Annotated in this window: 19 protein-coding genes; 16 read left to right on the top strand and 3 right to left on the bottom strand. The window is 50.5% G+C overall.

What is annotated here, in order from left to right; translation table 11 throughout:
* Positions 1-206: 206 nt before the first annotated feature.
* The 7 genes from LZ11_RS05325 to pdxA all read left to right on the top strand — a co-directional run bounded on the left by LZ11_RS05325 (position 207) and on the right by pdxA (position 8,291).
* Positions 207-1,436, top strand: a complete 1,230-nt coding sequence (locus LZ11_RS05325) for a CdaR family transcriptional regulator (protein WP_170240299.1) — start codon at positions 207-209, stop codon at positions 1,434-1,436.
* A gap of 97 nt (positions 1,437-1,533) precedes the next feature.
* Complete coding sequence (locus tag LZ11_RS05330; RefSeq protein WP_148866869.1) at positions 1,534-3,420, top strand: sigma 54-interacting transcriptional regulator; 1,887 nt, start codon at positions 1,534-1,536, stop codon at positions 3,418-3,420.
* A 199-nt stretch (positions 3,421-3,619) separates the two neighbouring features.
* Positions 3,620-3,922, top strand: coding sequence for a UxaA family hydrolase (locus LZ11_RS05335; RefSeq protein WP_148866870.1), 303 nt, complete (start codon positions 3,620-3,622; stop codon positions 3,920-3,922).
* Positions 3,919-5,076: a UxaA family hydrolase gene (locus tag LZ11_RS05340; protein ID WP_148866871.1), complete on the top strand. Its 1,158-nt coding sequence runs from the start codon at positions 3,919-3,921 to the stop codon at positions 5,074-5,076. The genes LZ11_RS05335 and LZ11_RS05340 overlap by 4 nt, the downstream gene beginning before the upstream one ends.
* Positions 5,077-5,093: 17 nt before the next feature.
* A complete protein-coding gene (locus LZ11_RS05345) occupies positions 5,094-6,059 on the top strand; it encodes a 2-keto-3-deoxygluconate permease (protein WP_148866872.1) in 966 nt (321 codons plus the stop codon).
* Positions 6,052-7,311, top strand: a complete 1,260-nt coding sequence (locus LZ11_RS05350; protein WP_148866873.1) for a four-carbon acid sugar kinase family protein — start codon at positions 6,052-6,054, stop codon at positions 7,309-7,311. The genes LZ11_RS05345 and LZ11_RS05350 overlap by 8 nt, the downstream gene beginning before the upstream one ends.
* Positions 7,308-8,291 (top strand): 4-hydroxythreonine-4-phosphate dehydrogenase PdxA, encoded by a 984-nt coding sequence (pdxA, locus tag LZ11_RS05355; protein ID WP_148866874.1) that lies wholly within the window; start codon positions 7,308-7,310, stop codon positions 8,289-8,291. Before LZ11_RS05350 ends, pdxA begins: the two co-directional genes overlap by 4 nt.
* Positions 8,292-8,377: 86 nt before the next feature.
* Here pdxA and LZ11_RS05360 read toward each other — a convergent pair whose 3' ends face one another.
* The gene (locus tag LZ11_RS05360; RefSeq protein WP_170240300.1) at positions 8,378-9,397 is read right to left on the bottom strand and encodes a M15 family metallopeptidase; all 1,020 of its coding nucleotides are present in this window, start codon (positions 9,395-9,397) and stop codon (positions 8,378-8,380) included.
* Between the two features lie 207 nt (positions 9,398-9,604).
* Between LZ11_RS05360 and gatC the strand changes: the two genes are divergently transcribed.
* From gatC to LZ11_RS05400, 8 genes are all read left to right on the top strand, one after another.
* Positions 9,605-9,895 carry an Asp-tRNA(Asn)/Glu-tRNA(Gln) amidotransferase subunit GatC gene (gene gatC, locus LZ11_RS05365; protein ID WP_148866876.1) on the top strand — a complete coding sequence of 97 codons (291 nt, stop codon included), beginning with the start codon at positions 9,605-9,607 and terminating at the stop codon, positions 9,893-9,895.
* A 19-nt stretch (positions 9,896-9,914) separates the two neighbouring features.
* Positions 9,915-11,363 carry an Asp-tRNA(Asn)/Glu-tRNA(Gln) amidotransferase subunit GatA gene (gene gatA, locus LZ11_RS05370; protein ID WP_148866877.1) on the top strand — a complete coding sequence of 483 codons (1,449 nt, stop codon included), beginning with the start codon at positions 9,915-9,917 and terminating at the stop codon, positions 11,361-11,363.
* Between the two features lie 17 nt (positions 11,364-11,380).
* Complete coding sequence (gene gatB / locus LZ11_RS05375; RefSeq protein ID WP_148866878.1) at positions 11,381-12,808, top strand: Asp-tRNA(Asn)/Glu-tRNA(Gln) amidotransferase subunit GatB; 1,428 nt, start codon at positions 11,381-11,383, stop codon at positions 12,806-12,808.
* A gap of 324 nt (positions 12,809-13,132) precedes the next feature.
* Positions 13,133-14,779 (top strand): peptide ABC transporter substrate-binding protein, encoded by a 1,647-nt coding sequence (locus tag LZ11_RS05380; RefSeq protein ID WP_148866879.1) that lies wholly within the window; start codon positions 13,133-13,135, stop codon positions 14,777-14,779.
* A 106-nt stretch (positions 14,780-14,885) separates the two neighbouring features.
* Positions 14,886-15,803 carry an ABC transporter permease gene (locus LZ11_RS05385; RefSeq protein ID WP_148866880.1) on the top strand — a complete coding sequence of 306 codons (918 nt, stop codon included), beginning with the start codon at positions 14,886-14,888 and terminating at the stop codon, positions 15,801-15,803.
* 10 nt (positions 15,804-15,813) lie between these two features.
* A complete protein-coding gene (locus LZ11_RS05390; protein ID WP_148866881.1) occupies positions 15,814-16,743 on the top strand; it encodes an ABC transporter permease in 930 nt (309 codons plus the stop codon).
* Positions 16,744-16,757: 14 nt separating this feature from the next.
* Complete coding sequence (locus LZ11_RS05395) at positions 16,758-17,777, top strand: ABC transporter ATP-binding protein (RefSeq protein WP_148866882.1); 1,020 nt, start codon at positions 16,758-16,760, stop codon at positions 17,775-17,777.
* Positions 17,774-18,736, top strand: a complete 963-nt coding sequence (locus tag LZ11_RS05400) for an ABC transporter ATP-binding protein (RefSeq protein ID WP_148866883.1) — start codon at positions 17,774-17,776, stop codon at positions 18,734-18,736. The genes LZ11_RS05395 and LZ11_RS05400 overlap by 4 nt, the downstream gene beginning before the upstream one ends.
* A gap of 47 nt (positions 18,737-18,783) precedes the next feature.
* Here LZ11_RS05400 and LZ11_RS05405 read toward each other — a convergent pair whose 3' ends face one another.
* Entirely contained in the window at positions 18,784-19,509 is a 726-nt protein-coding gene (locus LZ11_RS05405) for a tRNA lysidine(34) synthetase (RefSeq protein WP_148866884.1), read from the bottom strand.
* A 25-nt stretch (positions 19,510-19,534) separates the two neighbouring features.
* A complete protein-coding gene (gene ltaE, locus LZ11_RS05410) occupies positions 19,535-20,578 on the bottom strand; it encodes a low-specificity L-threonine aldolase (protein ID WP_148866885.1) in 1,044 nt (347 codons plus the stop codon).
* Between the two features lie 127 nt (positions 20,579-20,705).
* Here ltaE and LZ11_RS05415 point away from each other — a divergent pair, with 127 nt between their 5' ends.
* Positions 20,706-20,981, top strand: a complete 276-nt coding sequence (locus LZ11_RS05415) for an acylphosphatase (RefSeq protein ID WP_148866886.1) — start codon at positions 20,706-20,708, stop codon at positions 20,979-20,981.
* Positions 20,982-20,996: the final 15 nt, after the last annotated feature.

Below are 20,996 nucleotides of genomic sequence, written 5' to 3' on the forward strand. Positions count from 1 at the left end.
CTCCTTTTAAAAAGAGATTGTGTAAAATATTGTAATCAATGGTAATATTATATTGAGCCATTTTTCATCCCTCATTCTAACCAGGGGGATGGGAGTGGCTCAACCCTTTTTTAAAAGAAGTATGTAAAATCCCGATGACCTGCGGCGGGGAAGGAGCGCGATTTAAAGGCTGCAAAGAGCCTTTTCAAGCTGTCAAAAGGATTTTATTGCCCGTAAGGCGAATTACATATAAAAAAGTTTACGATCGGGGTGATAAATTGGAAATCGCCCATCAGTGCGCTCAGACCATAGTCGACAGGACCATGAAAATCCTCGGCTATAACATAAATATAATGGACAGCCGGGGAATTATAGTGGGAAGTGGAGATAAAAAGAGAATAAATACTTTCCACCAGGGGGCCGCAGAAGTAATCAGAACCGGGAGACCCGTAGAGATAAGTTCCGATATGGCTCGAGATCTGGAAGGCGTAAAACCGGGCGTCAATCTGCCCATTTACCTGAACGAGAGGATAGTGGGGGTTGTCGGTATTACAGGGGAACCTGCTCAAGTGCGCCCTTTTGGAGAACTCCTGAAGGTTTCGGTGGAGACCATGCTCCAGGAGGCCTTCCTCGCCGAGCAATTCAGGGCGCATCAAAATGCCAGGGAGCTTTATATGTACGACTTCATAATGGGAAATTTTGATGACGAGGAGTTATTTAAAATAAGGGGAGCTGCCCTGGGATTTGATATGAAGCTTCCCAGGGTCGCCGTTGCAATCATGGTGAAGGATCTGAATGCGAGTAATAACTATGGGGCGGAACTGGTTTTGCAGAAGAAGAGGGAATACCTCTTAACTTGCATAAAGACGGCTTTTGACAACCCACAGAATATGATAGGCTACAGCGGCAGCAGCGGTTTTACGGTGTTCTGCGTCGTAGGTGAGACCAGTGTACGGGAAATTAAAAGACAGGTACTGGGGTGTATTGAAAGACTTGAATATCTGTTTCAAAGAGATCGGATACGGTTCAGAGCCGGGATCGGGAAGTTTCATCAGGGGTTGAAAGGACTAAAAAAATCCTATTCCGAAGCGATACAGGCGCTGTTGATCGGAGAAAAGGCGGGTTATCCTTTAAGCGTCCTTTTTGTAGCCGACGTCAGTCTGGAAATATTGATTGACAGCATACCTGAAGAAGTATTGGAAAATTTTGTCGACAACCTTTTACCCGGTGGTCAGGTTCTGGAGGTTATAAAAAAGCCTAAGTTCCTTCAGGTGCTCAGGGCTTTTTTTGAGAGTGATCTGAACATCAGCACGGCGGCCAGGAAATTGAAAATATCGCGAAACACCGTAGTAAACCGCCTGGAGAAGATAAAAGAAATAACGGGCCTTAATGCCCGGGATCTCTGCGATGCACTCAAGCTGAAATTGCTGCTTTTGATATGCGAGTTGGAAAAATAAATAGCTAGAAATGCCGAATGGCACTGTATTGGAAAATTTTGGAAGAAAATCGGAGACTTAGGTCAAAACCATCATGTCGACGAGGGTGGGTTTTAAAGTGAAAATCGTGCTTATTGCTCCCTATAAAGATTTGCTGGAGATCGCAATGAAAGTGAAAAAAGACCTGGATGTCGATATCGAACTGGAACTGGGGGATTTGAGCGAAGGCGTCAAGGTAGCCAGGGAGTGGGAAAAAAAGGGCGTTGACGTCATAGTAAGCCGCGGGGGCACGTACCAGCTTATAAAGGAATCAGTTTCCGCGCCCGTAGTGGAAATTAAGGTGAGTGCTTTCGATATTTTGAGACAGTTTAAGGGTTTGATCGGGTACCAGCAAATTATAGGTGTAGCCGGATACAAAAATGTAATATACGGCTGCGAAGTTATCGGAGAGATATTGAATTTAAATTTGATCAAAGTAGTCATCGAAAAGGAAGAGGAAGGTCCGCAGCAGGTTGCGGCAGCCAAAGAGAAAGGTGTTAGTTTAATTATAGGCGACACGATCGGCGCTTACAGTGCAAAAAAATTGGGTCTGGAGAGCCGGCTCATAACTTCCGGGAAGGAGGCGGTGGCCGCCGCCGTGAACGAGGCCTTCAGGTTGGCCCATGCCCTTCAAGCGGAGAAGGAAAAAGCCGAACAGATCAGGACCATAGTTGACTTCGTGCATGATGGAATAATCGCCGTAGATAAAGAGGGCGTAATTTCTACTTACAACAGGATGGCCGAGAAAATCTTCAAAAAACCGACGGCCGAAGCCATAGGCCGGAAAATCGAGACGGTAGTACCCAATACTAAGCTTTACGAGGTGATGAAGACAGGAAAACCTCAGGTCGGAGAATTGCAGGAAGTTTCGGATACCATGATCGCCACCAACCGGGTACCTATAGTGGTAGGTAACGAGGTCGTGGGAGCGGTAGCTACCTTCCAGGACGTAACCATGCTACAGAAAGTGGAACATAAAATAAGGAGGCAGCTTGCCGACAAGGGCCTGGTGGCTGTATACAAATTCGATGATATTGTATTTTCAAGCGAAAAGATGAAGGATGCGGTAAATCAGGCTAAAAAGTACGCGCGTCTTGACTCGACGGTACTAATGGTCGGGGAGACCGGCACGGGCAAGGAACTTTTTGCCCAGAGCATTCACAATGCCAGCAGGAGGAAAAACGGTCCCTTCGTAGCCATAAACTGTGCCGCACTGCCCGAAAACCTCCTGGAGAGCGAGCTATTCGGCTACGCGGAAGGCGCTTTTACCGGCGCCCGGAAGGGAGGAAAAGCCGGATTGTTCGAGCTGGCCCACCGGGGAACCATTTTTCTCGACGAGATCGGAGAAATGCCTCCGGGATTGCAGTCGAAACTGCTCCGGGTGATTCAGGAAAAAAGGGTTATGAGGATTGGGGATGACAGGTTGATCCCCGTGGATGTGAGGATAATATGTGCCACTAACAGGGACCTCGTTAAAATGATAAAACAGGGTAAATTCAGGGAAGACCTGTTTTACCGCATAAACGTGCTGCAAATTAATATACCGCCTCTCAGGGAAAGAAAAGAAGATTTGGATGTACTGGTGCCCCATTTCATAAAAAAACATTCGCCCGGCTGCGGAAAGTATATAAAGGGCATAACTTCAGGGGCTATGGAGCTCTTGAAAACCCTCAACTTCCCCGGAAACGTAAGGGAGCTCGAGAGTATTATAGAAAGGGCCTGCGCCCTCTGTGAAGGGACCTTAATAGATGTGGGGGATATAAAGTTTTATTACCGGGAAGAGAGCGATACACCACCGGAAAAGGAAAGTTATGAGAGGATAAAACCGCTGGAGGAGGTAGAAAAGGAATACATCGTAAAAGCTATAAAGCTGACCGGAGGTAATTTATCGGAAGCCGCCCGAAAGCTGGGCGTCAACAGGACGACTCTCTGGAGAAAGTTAAAGAAGAATGGGGCTCCAGAATAATCGACAGCGAAGACCGTTGATGCAAAATGCAGCAGCGGTCTTATTTTTGCAACGTTACATGTTGCAAAATATTATAAATTATAATCGTATAAACAGGCATACGAAAACTCGGAGCAGGTCCTCTGCGGCTCGTGCAATGTGCTGGGATTCAAAAAATATGGCACAGTCCTTGCTTAACTGTTTCGCGGAGGTGATTTTAATGAAAAAACTGGCGGTGGTGGCGCATCCTGAAGACAATGTAGCCACCGCAGTACGGAATTTGAGTAAAGGGGAGGAGGTGCATGTGGACGTAGACGGTAATGAGATGCGGGTGAAACTGTTGGTCGATATTCCCTTCGGCCACAAGTTTGCGCTGAGGGACATTGAAGCGGATATGGATGTGATAAAATACGGCGAAGTTATCGGCAGGGCTACCCGGCCCATTAAAACGGGAGAGCACGTCCACGTCCACAACATAGAGAGCCTGCGGGGCAGGGGCGATTGGGAGGGTGAGAAAAAATGAAAATAATGGGATATATTAGGCCGGACGGCAGAGTAGGCATCCGAAATCACATAGTTATAATACCTTCTTCGGTCTGTGCCAGCGAAGTGGCAATGCGCATAGCTTCCCATGTGGAAGGAGCGGTGGCTCTACCCAACCAGCACGGCTGCTGCCAGATCGGTGCCGACATGGAGCTCATAACCAATACCCTCATCGGGCTCGGTAAAAATCCGAATGTGGCTGCAGCACTGGTGGTGGGGCTGGGCTGTGAAGGCGTTCCCACAGAAAAGGTGGCTGAAGAAATAGCAAAGACCGGCAAGAGGGTGGAGTATATAATAATCCAGGACTGCGGCGGGACGCTGAAAGCCGAAGAGATCGGGACCAGAATAGCAAGGCAAATGGCGCAGGAAGCTGCAATGCTGAAAAGGGAAGAAGTGGATATATCCAATTTAATACTTGCGGTGGAATGCGGAGGTTCCGATACCACGTCGGGACTTGCTTCGAATCCGGTGGCGGGCTACGTTTCGGATAAATTAATCGAACTGGGCGGCACATCCATGTTTTCGGAGACCACAGAGATAATAGGCGCCGAGCATTTGCTGGCAAAGCGCGCCGTTTCCAGGGAAGTGGCAGATAAGCTCCTGGAGATCGTAAGAAGGTGCGAAGAAAAGGCCAAGACGATGGGAGTGGATATGCGGGGAGGACAACCTACTCCGGGGAACATCGAAGGTGGCATAAGCACCATAGAGGAAAAATCCCTGGGCTGTATATATAAAGGTGGTACGAAGCCGGTACAGGGAGTCCTGGATTATGCGGAACCGCCGGCGGGGAAAGGTCTTTATATAATGGATACCCCCGGACAGGACATAGAATCAATAACCGGTATGACCGCAGGCGGAGCCCAGGTGGTGATCTTTACCACCGGCAGGGGCACGCCAACCGGTTCGCCGATTGCCCCGGTCATAAAGATAACCGCTAACCCCGATACGTATAAAAAGATGGAGGATAACATCGATTTCAACGCCGGTACCATAGTGGAGGGTGATGAAACTATAAAAGAAGCCGGGGAACGGTTATTCAATGAGATGATAGAAGTCTGCAACGGTAAGCTTACCAAAGCCGAGGTATTAAAGCACAGAGAATTCGGCATGTATAAGCTTATATCGACTTTTTGAAAGAAGGGGTGAAGTTAGTGAAGATTTTACAAGCCATTAACCGGGTGCCCGGCGGTTTGATGGTGGTTCCCCTTTTACTGGGGGCGATAATAAACACTTTCTTCCCGCAGGTCCTGCAGATAGGTGGCTTTACCACCGCTCTTTTTAAACAGGGGGCTATGCCCTTGATTGCCCTTTTCCTGCTGTGCAACGGTGCGCAGATTACGATCAAACAGGCCGGAGTTTCCCTGGGCAAAGGCGTCGCACTAACGGCTGTGAAGTTTTTCATAGGCGCCGTTCTCGGGTGGTTTGTGGGGAAATTCATGGGTCCATCCGGACTACTGGGGCTTTCATCCCTCGCCATCATAGCCGCCGTCACCAATTCCAATGGCGGTCTGTACACGGCCCTTGCCTCTCAGTACGGCGACCCGACCGATGTGGGAGCCATTGCGGTGCTATCCATAAACGACGGCCCCTTCCTCACCATGGTGGCTATGGGGGCCACCGGGCTTGCCAACATCCCCTTTGTAGCCCTTGTGGCCGTCGTGGTTCCGATTCTGGTCGGTATGGTGCTGGGCAATCTGGACGAGGACTGGAAAACTTTTCTCGAACCAGGGCAAAAACTTCTCATACCGTTTTTCGCTTTTCCGCTGGGGGCAGCCCTGGACTTCAGGACGATTTTAAAGGCCGGCCTGCCCGGAGTGCTGCTGGGACTTTTAACGGTGGTAATCACCGGATTAGGAGGTTACCTAACGATAAAGTACGTTTTTCGCGAGAAGAAGGGCGTTGGAGCGGCCATCGGCAACACCGCTGGCAATGCCGTGGCGACTCCTGCTGCTCTGGCTGCCGCGGACCCGACTCTGGCACCTCTTGTTGCCGCTGCTACCGCTCAGGTTGCGGCATCGGTTATAATCACGGCCATCCTTTGCCCGCTGTTGGTATCATATCTGGATAAAATTGAGCGGGGAAATGACAATTCTTTGAGGAGAGAGAAAGTTGTATAAAGTCATAGTAATAGCCGATGATTTTACCGGAAGCAACGATACCGGGGTGCAGCTGGTAAAGCACGGATACTTTGCGATTACCCTGACCGATACAGCCCTAGCTGAAAAATACGAGGATGTTGCCGACGCCCTGGTGATAGATACAGAGACCCGGGGCGTACCGGCTTCAAGCGCCTATGAGAAACTGAAGGAAATATCAAAAATTGTAGGTGAGTATAAAGAGGCGGTGGTCTATAAAAAAATCGATTCCACCCTTCGAGGCAATATCGGAGCCGAAATCAGGGCGCTGCGCGAGGGACTTAAGCCTGACCTGACGGTATTCGCACCGGCCTTCCCCAAAAACGGGCGCACGACGGAAAAGGGCGTTCACTTCTTGAAAGGCGTGCCCATAGATAAAACCGAACTTGCTAGGGACCCGAAAAACCCCGTTACCACGGCAGATGTTAAAAAAATCCTGGTAGAAGGTCTGGGGGTTCCGGTTAAGCACAAGGTCCTGGAAGAAATAAACGGGGATCTAAAAGAAAACATGGAAAAAGAGCTGGGAGAATACGATGTATTTTCTTTCGATGCAAAAACCGACGACGATCTGACAAAAATAGCTACCGTCGTGCTGAACCTTGGCAGGAAAACGCTCTGGGTGGGCTCTGCCGGACTGGCCGAGGCTTTAATGGCCTCTCTTGAGAAAAAAGAGGAGAGGAAACCTGTGCTGGTTATAGCTGGGAGCGTCAGCCAGGTAACCAGAAGGCAGGTATTTAGGGCACTGGAAGACAGCCGTATCGTCCTGGTAAAACTCGACGTAAAAGGGGCTTTATCGCATCCCGACGAGGAAATAAATCGGGTTCGGAAAATCGCCCTGGATTACATGAGCGCAGCAAGGGACGTAATTATAGCGTCCGCAGCTGAGGAGGATGCGGTATCCGAATCAATTGCGGCAGGGATGAAAAAAGGGTTGTCTCCCACTGAAACCAGCGAGGTCCTGGCACAGCTCCTGGGCGAAATCGCCTGCTCGATAGTGGCGGCAAAAAGACCGGCTGGTTTAGTGCTCACCGGCGGAGATACGGCCATACACGTGGTGAAGAGGCTTGCCGCCGCAGGGTGCAGGATAACTTGCGAACTGGAACCAGGCATACCAGAGCTTGCGCTGATTGGAGGGCCTGTCAACGGCCTTAAGGCTGTAACGAAGGCCGGGGCTTTTGGGAGCGATGAATCGATATTAAATTCGGTAAGATTTTTGAGAGGGGATGGAAGATGAGACCTCTTGTGGCGATAACAATGGGGGACCCGGCGGGGGTCGGCCCGGAGATAAGCCTGAAAGCTGCGGTGTCGGTGGACGTTTCCGGAGTTGCAAGGCCCTTGATTCTTGGTTCCGGTCCGGTGCTCCGGTATTATGCTGACCTGCTGAAACTACCCGTGCCTCTGCGGGGCATAAATTCACCGGAGGATTACCTGGATGAATTTGTAAATTATATACCCGTGAATAATCTTTCCCTGACCGATTTTGAGGTAGGAAAGGTCTCACCCCCCTGCGGGCGGGCGGCATACGAGTATCTGAAGGCCGGCGTAAAAATGGCCCTCCGGGGCCAAGTTTCTGCCATCGCTACAGCTCCTTTGAACAAAGAGGCCCTTCACAGGGCAGGTCTGGAATTCGCCGGTCACACCGAGATACTGGCGAAGCTGACGGGGACTAAGGATTACGCCATGATGCTGGTTGCGGGGAATCTGCGGGTAATCCACGTCTCCACCCACGTGGCAATCAGGAAGGCGTGCGATCTGGTCAAAGAAGAAAGAGTTTATAAGACCGTGACTATAGCGGCTGCAGCCGCCGGTTCCCTAGGGATACGCGATCCCCGGATCGTGGTTGCGGGGCTGAACCCCCATGCTGGGGAGAGAGGGCTTTTCGGCGACGAAGAGATAAAAGAGATAGTACCCGCCGTAGAAAAAGCCCGGGAGCAGGGTTTCAACGTTTATGGCCCGCTTCCCCCCGACACGGTGTTTTTAAAGGCGTCAAGGGGCGAGTACGACATCGTTGTGGCCATGTACCACGACCAGGGGCATATAGCCGTAAAGATGGCGGGATTCGAAAAAGGAGTGAACATAACTGTGGGCTTGCCTGTCATCCGTACATCAGTAGATCACGGTACGGCTTTCGATATAGCCGGGAAGGGTATAGCCGATGAAAGAAGTATGGTAGAGGCAATAAAACTCGCAGCAGAGATGGCAAAATATAAATAAAGAAAGAAAAGTTAACGGATCCCGTGCCAGCCTGAGGATATATGTTTATCACTGGACATATATCCTCCTTTTTTATAAAAAGAGAATCAAATGATTTTATCCATTCGAACGGTTAATATAAGGCCGCCGGTGTTGTCGGAAGACGCATTAACAGCTTGTCCCACGTATGCGTAAACTTCGATATCATTTAAATCGCTGGCGTTATCCAGGTAATAGATCAGGAAAGTTTCACCATTGCTGGAAGTGTATTCAATCCGCTGATTTTCTTTGAGGTATTCGATGTATTCCTCCAGGCACATATTCTTTTCGACCATGATTTCTGCATGGGGTTTGCCCACATAACGGTAGTGCCAGGGTTCGTAAATTATTCTGGTTAAATCCTGTTTATCTTGAGGATAACGCAAAATAAAACCGTACTTGTGTGAATTTTTTATCAACCATTTGCCCTCATCCGATTGATCGAATACTTCTTCCAGCCCTCCTGTGCGCTGGAGCAGCTCCTTTGAAAAAATATCGACAGCAAGTCCGGTCTGATGTTCGCTGGTACCTGGCGCGGCTACGACCTTTCCGGCCAGTTTTTTTGCTTCGCTTTTCGTTTTACCCTTTTTTATGTACGTATTCACTTTATTATTGAACAAGGCGGTTTGATAGCTGTAAGACCGGTAAGCGCTCACCACTGTAAGGTCGTTTACACCCTCGCTTTTAGCATCTTCAAACATTTTAGCCAGCTGGTTTGCCGCTTCTTCGGCCAATATTAAACTGGATTTGCTGCAGGGCACTCTTCCTTCCAAATCGCTCATGGCCGGATGAAAGAAATGCTTTTCTACAGGATAGGACTGGTTGACAAGGATTAAATTACCTTTGCCAATGTCTTTGAATTCGAATTTATGGGGCTTAACCAGGGCCTCTGCGGAACCCCCTTTTCCCCCTATGGTGATCTTGCCGTTAGCGTAATCGGCCTGTATAGGCACGGCGACGTCCACGACCGGCTCCGGCTCAACAACTAATCCAACAGCCTGCATATCCAGCGAACTTACCGAGAACTCAGCGCTGAAAATAAACAATAAGAAAAGGACCGTAATAAAACTCGGGATTATTTTCTTCAATGGAACACCCCCACATGTATTGTGCATCGTGTTATATCAACATTATTATAATACATTATAATTCGATCTTGAACATGATTATTTTCTGCGAACCTGAACAAAACGATACAAAGACCTGTTAAAATGTTGTAGATTTAAGCCCAAAATGATAAAATTATATGCGTTGGACAGGGTAATAAAACCAAAATAATTGAAGAGGGTGGAAGTGTGAAAATAACGATAGAAACCGTAGAGCATGTGGCCAACCTAGCAAGGCTTTATCTTTCGGAAGATGAAAAAGCTGAAATGGCACAAAAGCTAAACTCCATCCTGGATTACATGGAAAAGCTGAACGAACTCGACACGAGCAATGTCCCCCCCACCGCCCATATAATTCCCGTCAAAAACGTTTTTCGCGAGGATGTGGTGAGGGAAAGCCTCCCCAGGGAAGAGGCCCTGAGAAACGCTCCCGAAAAAGAACGGGGTTTCTTCAAAGTGCCTAGAATCATAGAGGATTAACGAAACGGAGGTTAAGGCGTTGAAGCTGTACGAATTAACTATCCATGAAGTCCGCGAACTTCTGGCCAAAAAGGAGATTTCATCCGAAGACCTGACAAAGGCCGTACTTGAAAGAATCGATCAGGTTGAAGAAAAGATAAGGGCGTTTTTGACAATTGACAGAGAAGGCGCCCTGGAAAAGAGCAGAAAAATCGATGAAGAAGCCGATTTTTCCGGGGCTTTAGCCGGAATCCCCGGAGCTGTTAAGGACAACATATGCACTAAGAATCTGAAAACCACCTGCGCGTCGAAAATTCTCGGCAATTTCATACCCCCTTATGACGCCACGGTTTCTAAGAAGTTAAAAGCCGACAATGCGGTAATTCTCGGGAAGACCAACATGGACGAGTTTGCCATGGGGTCGTCCACCGAAAACTCAGGCTTTTTCATCACCAGAAACCCTTGGGACCTGGAAAGGGTGCCGGGAGGTTCCTCCGGCGGTTCGGCGGCTGCCGTTGCAGCGGGTGAATGCATATTCGCTCTGGGCTCCGATACCGGAGGGTCCATCCGCCAGCCGGCTTCATACTGCGGCGTCGTTGGTTTGAAACCTACATATGGCAGGGTTTCCCGCTACGGTCTGGTGGCCTATGCGTCTTCACTGGATCAGATAGGCCCCATAACAAAGGATGTTACAGACTGTGCCCTAGTGCTCAATGCGATTTCCGGATGGGATGAATGCGATTCCACTTCCGTGAACATGCCTGTACCGGACTATACCGAAAGCCTGGTGGCCGACGTCAAAGGCATGAAAATCGGACTGCCCAAAGAATACCTGGGAGAGGGAATAGACCGGGAGGTCCGGGAGGCGGTTCTGGCCGCTGCGCGCACTTTCGAGAGTTTAGGGGCCGCCTGCGAGGAAATCTCTCTCCCGCATACCGAATATGCCCTGTGGGCTTACTACATAATAGCCCCGGCGGAAGCCAGCTCCAACCTTGCGCGTTACGACGGCATAAGGTACGGCGTAAGGGCCGCAGGTTACGGCGATCTCATAGACCTTTATAAGAAAACCCGCAGCGAAGGTTTCGGGCCCGAAGTCAAACGGAGGATCATGCTGGGCACTTATGCGCTGAGTTCCGGCTATTACGACGCGTACTACCTCAAGGCCCAGAAGGTAAGAACCCTGGTGAAAAGCGATTTTGACAGGGCTTTCGAGAAATACGACGTGATAATATCACCCACCGCCCCCACCGCAGCCTTCAGGATAGGGGAGAAAACCGGCGACCCGCTGAAAATGTACATGTCCGATGTCTGCACAATACCCGTGAACATGGCGGGATTGCCGGCAATTTCCATCCCCTGCGGTTTTTCGCAAGGAATGCCTGTAGGCCTTCAGATAATAGGAAAGGCTTTCGATGAGGCCACGATAATAAGGGCGGCGTACACTTTTGAACAGGCTACCGATTACCACAGAAAAAAGCCCGTGCTTTAATGGATGGAGGTGTAAAGATGGAGTTTGAAACCGTTATAGGCCTTGAGGTTCACGTGGAGCTTCTCACCAAATCCAAGATATTCTGCGGGTGTACCACGGAATTCGGGGGTGAGGTAAACACCCACTGCTGCCCTGTATGCCTGGGGATGCCCGGAGTTCTGCCCGTGGCCAATAAAAAGGCGGTGGAGTACGCCATTAAGGCTGCCCTGGCGTTGAACTGCGAGATAGCCGAATTCTCCAAGTTCGACCGGAAAAACTATTTTTACCCCGACCTGCCGAAGGCTTACCAGATTTCCCAGTACGACCTGCCCCTCGCCAGGAAGGGTTATATAGAGATCGAGGTGGACGGCGGGGTGAAGCGCATCGGTATAAACCGGGTTCACCTGGAGGAGGATGCGGGTAAGCTCGTCCACGAGGAAGGCAAAGGCTATTCGCTGGTGGACCTGAACCGCACCGGCGTCCCGCTGATCGAGATAGTTTCGGAACCCGATATACGCACCCCCGAGGAGGCGTGGTTGTATCTCAATAAATTGAAGACCATACTCCAGTACATCGAAGTATCCGACTGCAAAATGGAAGAGGGTTCGCTGCGCTGCGATACCAACATTTCGCTGAGGCCTAAAGGGTCCGATAAGTTCGGGACAAAGGTTGAGTTGAAAAACCTGGGGTCCTTCAGGGCTGTCCGGCGGAGCCTGGAATACGAGGAAAGGCGCCAGAGGGAGATCCTCGAGCAGGGCGGTGCCATAGTCCAGGAGACGCGCCGGTGGGACGAAGCAAGGGGGATTACCATACCCTTAAGAAGCAAGGAAGAGGCTCACGACTACAGGTACTTCCCGGACCCGGACCTGGTCCCGATAGTTATAGACAGGGAATGGGTTGAGGAGCTTAAGTCCGGGCTCCCCGAACTCCCCGACGCCCGGAAAAAAAGATACGTGGAAGAATACGGCCTGCCGGCCTACGACGCGGAGGTCATTACCGCTTCCAAAGCCCTCGCTGATTTCTTCGAGAAATGTGTTTCCCAATACCACGATCCAAAAACCGTCAGCAACTGGGTAATGTCAGAGATGCTGGGAATACTCAATGAGACCGGCAGGGAAATCGATGAGGTACCCTTCGAGCCCGAACATTTGGTGAAAATGTTGAAGATGATCGACGATGGCACTATCAGCGGCAAGATAGCGAAAGAAGTCTTTAGAGAGATGTTCGATACGGGTAAGGACCCGGAGGCCATCGTCAGGGAAAAAGGCCTCGTCCAGATCTCGAATGAAAAAGAACTAGAAAAGATAGCAAAGAAGGTCATCGAGGAAAACCCAAAATCGGTGGAGGATTACAGGAACGGAAAGGAAAAAGCCATCGGATTTCTGGTCGGCCAGGTTATGAAGGAGACCAGGGGCAAAGCCAACCCGCAACTTGTGAATAAAATACTGAAAGAGCTCCTGAACTGAGCGTTGAGAACCCCCGTCCCTTTTGGGCTGGGGGCTTTTATTTGGTTGGACCTGCTTATAATAAAAGGTTTTAAGCGCGGTAGAAAAAAAGAAGGATTTTTGTATTTCTTGTAGAATATAAATACTTTAATAGGATGCAACGTGAAAATGCCCTGTCATAGACATACACTGTCTGCCTTAACGAAGGAAAAATAGTTAAAATATTATAAAAGTATACATAATTACTAATTTGTTTTTTATAATTGGAAGGGGGGATCGCTTAAGGGGCTATTTGTATAGATTTTATATAAACAATTTTATAAAAATTAATTGGGAGGGGATTGAATGTTAAGAAAAAGTTTGGCTCTGGCAATAATTTTGCTGCTGGTCCTGGGCGTCGTTGCCGGCTGCGGCCAGCAAGCCTCTCAGCAGGGAGGAGACCAGCAACAGCAGCAAGAAAAAGAGATTGCCTTCACAATCAGTGCTGAAGTTCCGAACCTCGATCCTCAGAAAGCGACCGACACCTACGCCATACTCGTCGGCAACGCCATATTTGAAGGCCTCATCAGGGTTCACGGCGATGGTAACATACAGCCCGGTATGGCGGAAAAATGGGATGTGTCCGAGGATAAGAAGACCTGGACTTTCCACCTGAGGGATGCGAAGTGGAGCGACGGCACGCCGGTCACAGCTTATGACTTTGAGTACGCCTTTAAGAGGCTGCTCGACCCCAACACCGCTTCCGAGTATTCCTACCAGGGCTATTACATTCTCAACGGCGAGAAGTTCAACAAGGGTGAGATAACCGATCCCAGCCAGGTCGGAGTAAAAGCCCTCGACGAAAAGACCCTGGAGATAAAACTGGAAAACCCGGTTAAGTATTTTGAAAGCCTCATGAGTTTCTTATCCTTTATGCCCGTCAGGAAGGACTTTGTAGAAAAGATGGGTGAGAAGTTTGCCGCCGACGCCGACAAACTCCTTTACAACGGCCCCTTCATTTTGAAGGAATGGAAGCACGAACAGGAACTCATCCTGGAGAAGAACCCCAATTACTGGAACAAAGATGCCATAAAAATCGACAGGGTTAAAATATACATCGTAAACGACCCCAATACCGCTTATCAGATGTATGAAAACGGCGAAACCGACTGGGAATATATACCCCCTGAACTGGTAGAGCAGGTCGCGGCAGAAGGCAAGGCCAAGTACTTCTACGACGGTGCCGAGTTCTACCTGCAGTTTAACGTGAAGCGGCCCGGCAAACCCTGGCTGGCCAACGAGAACTTCCAGAGGGCCGTCGGCTTTGCTATAGACCGCGAAGCGCTCGTAAAATCCGTGATGAAGGGTGTTTCCGATCCGGCAACCAGGTACGTATTGCCGCAGCTGGCCGGTTTAGAGAAGAAGTTCGTGGAAGAGTACCCCTATGAATTCTACTCCAAGAACGCCGACACGGCCAAGGCTAAAGAATACCTTGAAAAGGCCATGAAGGAGCTCAATATAAGCGATCCGTCCAAGCTGACCTTCGAATACCTCACCGACGACACCCAGAGGGCCAAGCTGACGGCTGAGATCATTCAGGACCAGCTAAAACAGAACCTGGGCATCGAGATTACGGTCAAGCAGGTCCCCTTCAAGCAGAGGCTCGAACTGATGAACAAGAGGGACTATGACGTGGTATTCGCCGGATGGGGTCCCGACTACGACGACCCGATGACCTACATCGATATGTGGGTAACCGGCGGCGGCCACAACAACACCGGCTGGAGCAACAAGGAGTACGACGAGCTTGTGAAATTCGCCAAGACAACTGACGATTTCAAGAAGCGCGCCGACGCCATGTTCGAAGCGGAAAAGCTGCTAATGGAGAAAGGTCCGATCGTGCCGGTGTACTTCAGGCAGAGAGCCTGGGTATGCGGGGACCACGTGAAGGGTCTCGTGACCAACTTCGTGGGGCCGACCTTCGATTTCGTATACGCCGATGTTGAGAAATAATTAAATTAGCGAGTTCGAGCGGAGGTATATGTTAAAAAACATATACCTCCCTTTATAATACAAAGATCCTGCATAAAACAGGAAATTAGGCGGGAGGTGTAGATTTTTGGGCCGCTATATATTGAACCGGCTTTTTGTATCGCTTATAACGGCATGGGTGCTGGTGACCCTCGTGTTTTTTCTTATAAGACTTCTTCCTGGCGATCCTTTTTTGAGCGAAAAGGTTACCCCGGAAATCAAGGCCAATATGATGAAGTATTACGGCCTCGACAAGCCCATACACATCCAGTACGCCACGTTTTTAGGAAATCTCCTCAAGGGAGACTTCGGCTACTCGCTGAGGTACAAGAATAGAACCGTAAACGAGGTTATAAACCAGGCATTTCCTTATTCGGCTGATCTAGGCATTAGGGCCGTAATATTCGCTGCAATCGCAGGGGTAACTCTCGGGATTATCGCCGCTTTAAACAGGAACAGATCCTGGGATTACCTCTCCATGTTTATAGCCATCGTCGGCGTTTCGGTGCCGTCGTTCGTGATAGGGCCTCTTCTGCAGTATGTTTTTGCCACTAAACTTAAACTTTTGCCCGTCTCCCAGTGGAAGGGCTTCGCCTACACCATAATGCCGACCTTTGCCCTGAGCCTTCATTCTCTGGCGCTGATGGCGAGGCTCATGAGGGCCAGCATGCTTGACGTGGTAAACCAGGATTATATTAAGACGGCAAAAGCCAAGGGATTGTCGCCCTTTCAGATTATATGGAAACACCAGATAAGAAATGCCATACTTCCTGTAGTTACAGTGCTGGGTCCGGTCACCGCCACGCTGCTTACCGGTACCTTTGTCGTGGAACAGATTTTTGCAATCCCTGGCCTCGGTAAATTTTATATTCTCGGAATACAGAACCTGGATTATTCTCTGGTACTCGGTATGACAACCTTCTACGGCCTCTTCCTGATCGCGGCGAACTTCGTGGTCGACATTATCTACGGACTGGTAGACCCGAGAATAAGGCTAGCAAGGTAGGGGGGATAAAATGCAGACAACGGGTAATGCTGTGACAAAGGAAATGTTCGAACACGTCGGCAAGAATATAAGCCAGATGGAAGCGATCGCGAGGCCCAGCATAACGTACTGGCAGGACGCCTGGCGAAGGTTGAAACAGAACAAGGTGGCCATGCTCGGCCTGATTATAATTATTTTATACACAATCATGGCTATCGTAGGACCCTATATGACACCCTACGACTACCGGACGACCAATACGGCTGAAATCGACCAACCGCCTTCTGCTAAGCACTGGTTCGGTACCGATACTCTGGGAAGGGACCTCTGGGCGCGCACCTGGATGGGAGCCCGGGTGTCGCTGGCCATCGGTTTTCTGGCTGCCTTTTTGAACGCAGTGATCGGAGTCATAATAGGTGGGATTTCCGGGTATTTCGGCGGCAAGGTCGACATGTTCATAATGCGCACCATAGATATACTCTACTCTATTCCGTATATGATCATAGTGATACTCATGATGGTGGTACTCGGGCAGGGTATAATGCCGCTGGTTATCGCCATGGTTGTAGTGGGATGGCTCAATATGGCCAGGCTCGTCAGGGGCCAGGTTCTGCAGCTGAAGGAACAGGAATTCGTGCTGGCGGCAAAAGTGCTCGGGGCAAGCCACTCCAGGATCATATTCAAGCACCTGATACCGAACGCTCTCGGGGTTATCCTGGTAAACCTGACCATGTCGGTCCCTTCGGCTATATTCACCGAAGCCTTCCTGAGCTTTATAGGACTTGGTGTTGTACCGCCTCATTCCAGCTGGGGTCAGCTTGCATATTACGGAATACAGGCCTTCAGGGTGCGTCCCTACCAGCTTTTCATCCCCGCGTTCTTCATAAGTACGACGATGCTTTCTCTAAACCTGCTGGGTGACGGTTTGAGGGATGCCCTTGACCCGAGACTTCGTAGTTAGGAGGTTGGCGGTAGATGGAGAGACTGCTTGAAGTAAAGGATCTGGAAGTTTCGTTCAGGACTTACGCTGGAGAGATAAAGGCGGTAAGAGGAGTTTCCTTCCACGTGGACAGGGGAGAGACTGTAGCCATAGTTGGCGAATCCGGTTGCGGAAAGACCGTCACCGTGCAGACCATCATGCGGTTGATCCCCATGCCCCCGGGATTTATCAAAAACGGATCGATTATTTTCGACGGCAAGGATATAGCAAAGCTCTCGGAAAAGGAAATGGAACACGTCCGGGGTTCCGAGATGAGCATGGTGTTTCAGGACCCCATGACATCCCTGAATCCGACCATGAGAGTAGGCGCTCAGATCGCCGAAAGCCTTATAAAGCACCAGAAAATGCCCCCAAAACAGGCCAGGGAAAGGGCTATAGAAATGCTGAAGCTGGTGGGCATTCCAAATGCGGAAAAACGGGTGGACCAGTATCCCCACGAGTTCAGCGGCGGAATGAGGCAGAGGGCGATGATAGCCATCGCGCTGGCCTGCAGCCCCAAACTGCTCATAGCCGATGAACCTACGACTGCCCTGGACGTTACTATACAGGCGCAGATCCTGGACCTGATGAGGGATCTGCAGAAGAAGCTGAATACATCAATTATAATAATCACCCATAACCTGGGCGTCGTGGCCAATCTGGCCGAGAGGGTCCTGGTCATGTACGCAGGTAAGATAATCGAGCGCGGCAGCCTTGACGAGATATTTTACAATCCCCGTCATCCCTACACCTGGGGATTGCTGATGTCGGTACCCACGTCCGAGCTGGATAAAAGCAAAAGGCTGGCTTCCATAGACGGCACGCCGCCGGACCTGTTCGCCCCTCCGGTGGGCTGCGCTTTTGCCGCCAGGTGCGAATACGCCATGAAGATATGCTACGAAAGGTACCCTGAGGACTTCACGGTGGGCGACGGCCACAGAGTTGCCTGCTGGCTGATGCATCCTATGGCTCCTGAAGTGAAACCGCCTGTAGGAAAAGGGGTGACGTTATCATGACGGTTGCCGGGATTCCTCTCATCGAAGTAAATAACCTGAAGAAGTACTTCAACGTGGGCAGGGGTGCGGTGTTAAAGGCCGTCGACAACGTGAGTTTGCATATAATGGAAGGTGAAACTCTGGGCCTCGTGGGTGAATCGGGCTGCGGCAAGACCACTATGGGAAGGACGATAATAAGGCTTTACGAGCCCACTTCCGGGCAGGTGCTTTTTGAAGGCAAGAACGTGCACAAACTGGACGGCCAGCAGTTAAGGGAATTCAACCGCAAGGCTCAGATGATATTCCAGGACCCCTATGCGTCGCTGAACCCGAGGATGACGGTGGGGGATATAATAGGAGAGGGTATAGATATCCACGGCATATACAAGAACAAAGAGCGCACCGATAGAATCTACGAACTTTTGGGCGTCGTCGGCCTGAACAAGGAGCACGCCAACCGGTTCCCGCACGAGTTCTCCGGCGGGCAGAGGCAGAGGATAGGCATCGCCCGGGCTCTTGCCGTGGAACCCAAGTTTATAGTCTGCGACGAACCCATTTCCGCCCTGGACGTCTCCATACAGGCTCAGGTTATAAACCTGCTCATGGAACTACAGCAGAAGCTGAAGCTGACCTACCTCTTCATCGCTCACGACCTGAGCATGGTAAAGTACGTCTCCGACAGGATAGCGGTTATGTACCTGGGGGTTGTGGTGGAGCTGGCCACTTCCGAAGACCTGCACAACAGACCGCTGCATCCGTACACCCAGGCGCTGCTTTCAGCCATACCGGTTCCCGACCCGGAAACCGAGAGGAAAAAGAAGAGGATCCTGCTGGAAGGGGACGTGCCGAGTCCAATTAATCCGCCGGAAGGCTGCAGGTTCGCCAAAAGGTGCAGGTATGCCAAACCCGTATGCACCGAACAGCAGCCGGAGTTCAAAGAAGTGGAGAAAAATCACTTTGTGGCGTGTCACCTGTATTAAACGAAAAAGCCGGCCGGACAGCGTTTTTTAGCTGTCGGCCGGCTTTTTCATTGAACTTTTTCACTGAAAAAAGCCCTGCGCTTTATGGCGGCCAGAATATTTTCCCTTGCTCTGGGGAACACCTGTTCCATCCAGTCGAGGAGCTCTGTCATCTCGTCCCGCTTTGTCCTGCCGTCAGCCGGGCACGGGCTCTCGATGACCGGCAGGCCCCGAGATTTTACTATCGTCTTTATGGTCCGCTCGCTGAGGTATATGAGCGGCCTGATTAAAGTCACGTTTTTCCGGGAGAGATAGGTTTTGGGCTCAAAGGTGTCAAATCGCCCGGTAAAGATGAGGTTCAACAAAAGGGTTTCGATTACGTCGTCGGCGTGGTGGGCCAGAGCCACCTTGTTGCACCCCAGCTCGACGGCGGCGCTGTCCAGAGTGCCGCGCCTCATCCTGGAGCAGAGGGAACAGGGGTTGGGCTCCTTTCTTATTTCAAACACAACCCGGGCTATGTCGGTCCTGACTACTTTGAGCGGCACCTGGAGGCTCCGGCAGAAATCCGCAAGGGGCTTAAGATCCATCTCCCATCCCAGGTTTATGTTTACAGCCACGAGGTCGAAATCTAAAGGAGAGTGTTTTCTCACCAGGTCCAGGATGTATAAAAGGGCGGTGGAATCCTTACCTCCGGAAACTCCGACGGCTATCTTATCCCCGTTTTCTATCATGCCGTAATCGATGATGGCTTTTTTGACCTTCGTGAGAAACCATTTGCCGAAATTCCTGTTCATATTTACCCCCTATCGAGACACTTTTTTATTTTAGTTCAGCGGTTATTTCCTTTACGGCTTCCACGGTCTTAATTATATCATTTTTGTCTATGCCGTAATGGGTTACAAATCTTACCAGACAACCCGAGCCGCCGTTGATCTTTATGCCTTTTTCAAGGAGCCGCCCGGCCAGCTCATTTCCGTTGATGCCCAGGCCCGTAATGTCGCATATGACAATATTGGTCTGCACCGTTTCCATATCTATGGAAATTCCCGGAATACTATTCAAGCCCTCGGCCAGGAGCCTTGCGTTTTCGTGGTCTTCCTTAAGCCTTCCCGTCATCTTTTCAAGGGCGACTATCCCTGCGGCGGCGAGGAATCCGGCCTGGCGCAGCCCACCGCCCAGCATTTTGCGGAATTTTCTTGCCCGGTTGATGAAGTCTCTGCTGCCGGCGACGATGGAGCCCACGGGAGCGCACAGGCCTTTGGACAGGCAGAACATGACGCTGTCGGCGTACCTGGCTATCTCGCGCACCGGCACTCCCAGGTAGGCGGCCGCATTAAAAATCCTGGCACCGTCCATGTGGACGGGGACGCCGTGCTTTTTTGCAACTTCGTAGGTCTTCTCCAGCGTATCCATCGGGATTACAGTGCCGCCGGCCCTATTGTGGGTGTTTTCCACGCATATGAGGCTGGTTCTCGGAAAGTGTATGTCGTCCTCCCTTATGGCGGCCTCTATATCGGAAGGGTCCATGACACCTCTTTTACCTGGGATGAGCCGGGCCTGCACGCCCGAAAGGTACCCGATGCCGCCCACCTCGTAGGTAAAGATATGGCTTTTTTCTTCAAGGATTATCTCATCACCGGGTTGAGTATGCGTCATTATGCACACCTGGTTGCCTTGGGTCCCGCTGGTGACGAACATGGCCGCTTCCGTCCCCATGATCTCTGCGGCCATTTCCTCGAGCCTTCTGACGGTCGGGTCCTCGCCGTACACATCGTCGCCCACTTCGGCCCGGTACATGGCCTCGCGCATCTCAGGAGTTGGAAGAGTAACGGTATCGCTCCTGAGGTCTATATAGTTCGCCATACTAATTTCCCCCCACATACGTTATTCAGATTAATAATTCTCTTAATATGCCGCAAATCCTGCTTGCCTTGCAATATCCGCACCGTTTATGTATAATCAATCCAAAAGATCTTTGTGGAGGGATTTCATGAAAAAATCGGCCCGCGCTCTAATATACGGTATGGTGCAGGGGGTAGGCCTCCGGTATTCGGTCCACAGAAAAGCTTCGGAACTCGGACTGGCAGGTTTTATCAAAAACCTGCCCGACGGTAGCGTTGAGCTGGTGGTCGAAGGGGACGAGGCTTTGATAAATGACCTTCTTGAATACATAAAGACCGGTCTCCGGTGGGCAAGGGTCGATAGGGTCGATGTCGAGTGGTCGGAGTGCCAGGAAAAGTACCGCCGCTTTGAAATAGCCTTTTGACCGGAGGGTGAAAGC

The sequence above is a fragment of the Thermosediminibacter litoriperuensis genome (assembly GCF_008124715.1).
In the GTDB taxonomy this organism is placed as follows: Bacteria; Bacillota; Thermosediminibacteria; order Thermosediminibacterales; family Thermosediminibacteraceae; genus Thermosediminibacter; species Thermosediminibacter litoriperuensis.

What these genes read in the sequence shown, in the direction of transcription:
- LZ11_RS05335 (WP_148866870.1), top strand. Translation starts at nt 3,620, where the DNA reads ATGAAAAAACTGGCGGTGGTGGCGCATCCTGAAGACAATGTAGCCACC.
- LZ11_RS05340 (WP_148866871.1), top strand. Translation starts at nt 3,919, where the DNA reads ATGAAAATAATGGGATATATTAGGCCGGACGGCAGAGTAGGCATCCGA.
- pdxA (WP_148866874.1), top strand. Translation starts at nt 7,308, where the DNA reads ATGAGACCTCTTGTGGCGATAACAATGGGGGACCCGGCGGGGGTCGGC.
- gatB (WP_148866878.1), top strand. Translation starts at nt 11,381, where the DNA reads ATGGAGTTTGAAACCGTTATAGGCCTTGAGGTTCACGTGGAGCTTCTC.
- LZ11_RS05380 (WP_148866879.1), top strand. Translation starts at nt 13,133, where the DNA reads ATGTTAAGAAAAAGTTTGGCTCTGGCAATAATTTTGCTGCTGGTCCTG.
- LZ11_RS05390 (WP_148866881.1), top strand. Translation starts at nt 15,814, where the DNA reads ATGCAGACAACGGGTAATGCTGTGACAAAGGAAATGTTCGAACACGTC.
- LZ11_RS05395 (WP_148866882.1), top strand. Translation starts at nt 16,758, where the DNA reads ATGGAGAGACTGCTTGAAGTAAAGGATCTGGAAGTTTCGTTCAGGACT.
- LZ11_RS05400 (WP_148866883.1), top strand. Translation starts at nt 17,774, where the DNA reads ATGACGGTTGCCGGGATTCCTCTCATCGAAGTAAATAACCTGAAGAAG.
- LZ11_RS05405 (WP_148866884.1), bottom strand. Translation starts at nt 19,509, where the DNA reads ATGAACAGGAATTTCGGCAAATGGTTTCTCACGAAGGTCAAAAAAGCC.
- ltaE (WP_148866885.1), bottom strand. Translation starts at nt 20,578, where the DNA reads ATGGCGAACTATATAGACCTCAGGAGCGATACCGTTACTCTTCCAACT.
- LZ11_RS05415 (WP_148866886.1), top strand. Translation starts at nt 20,706, where the DNA reads ATGAAAAAATCGGCCCGCGCTCTAATATACGGTATGGTGCAGGGGGTA.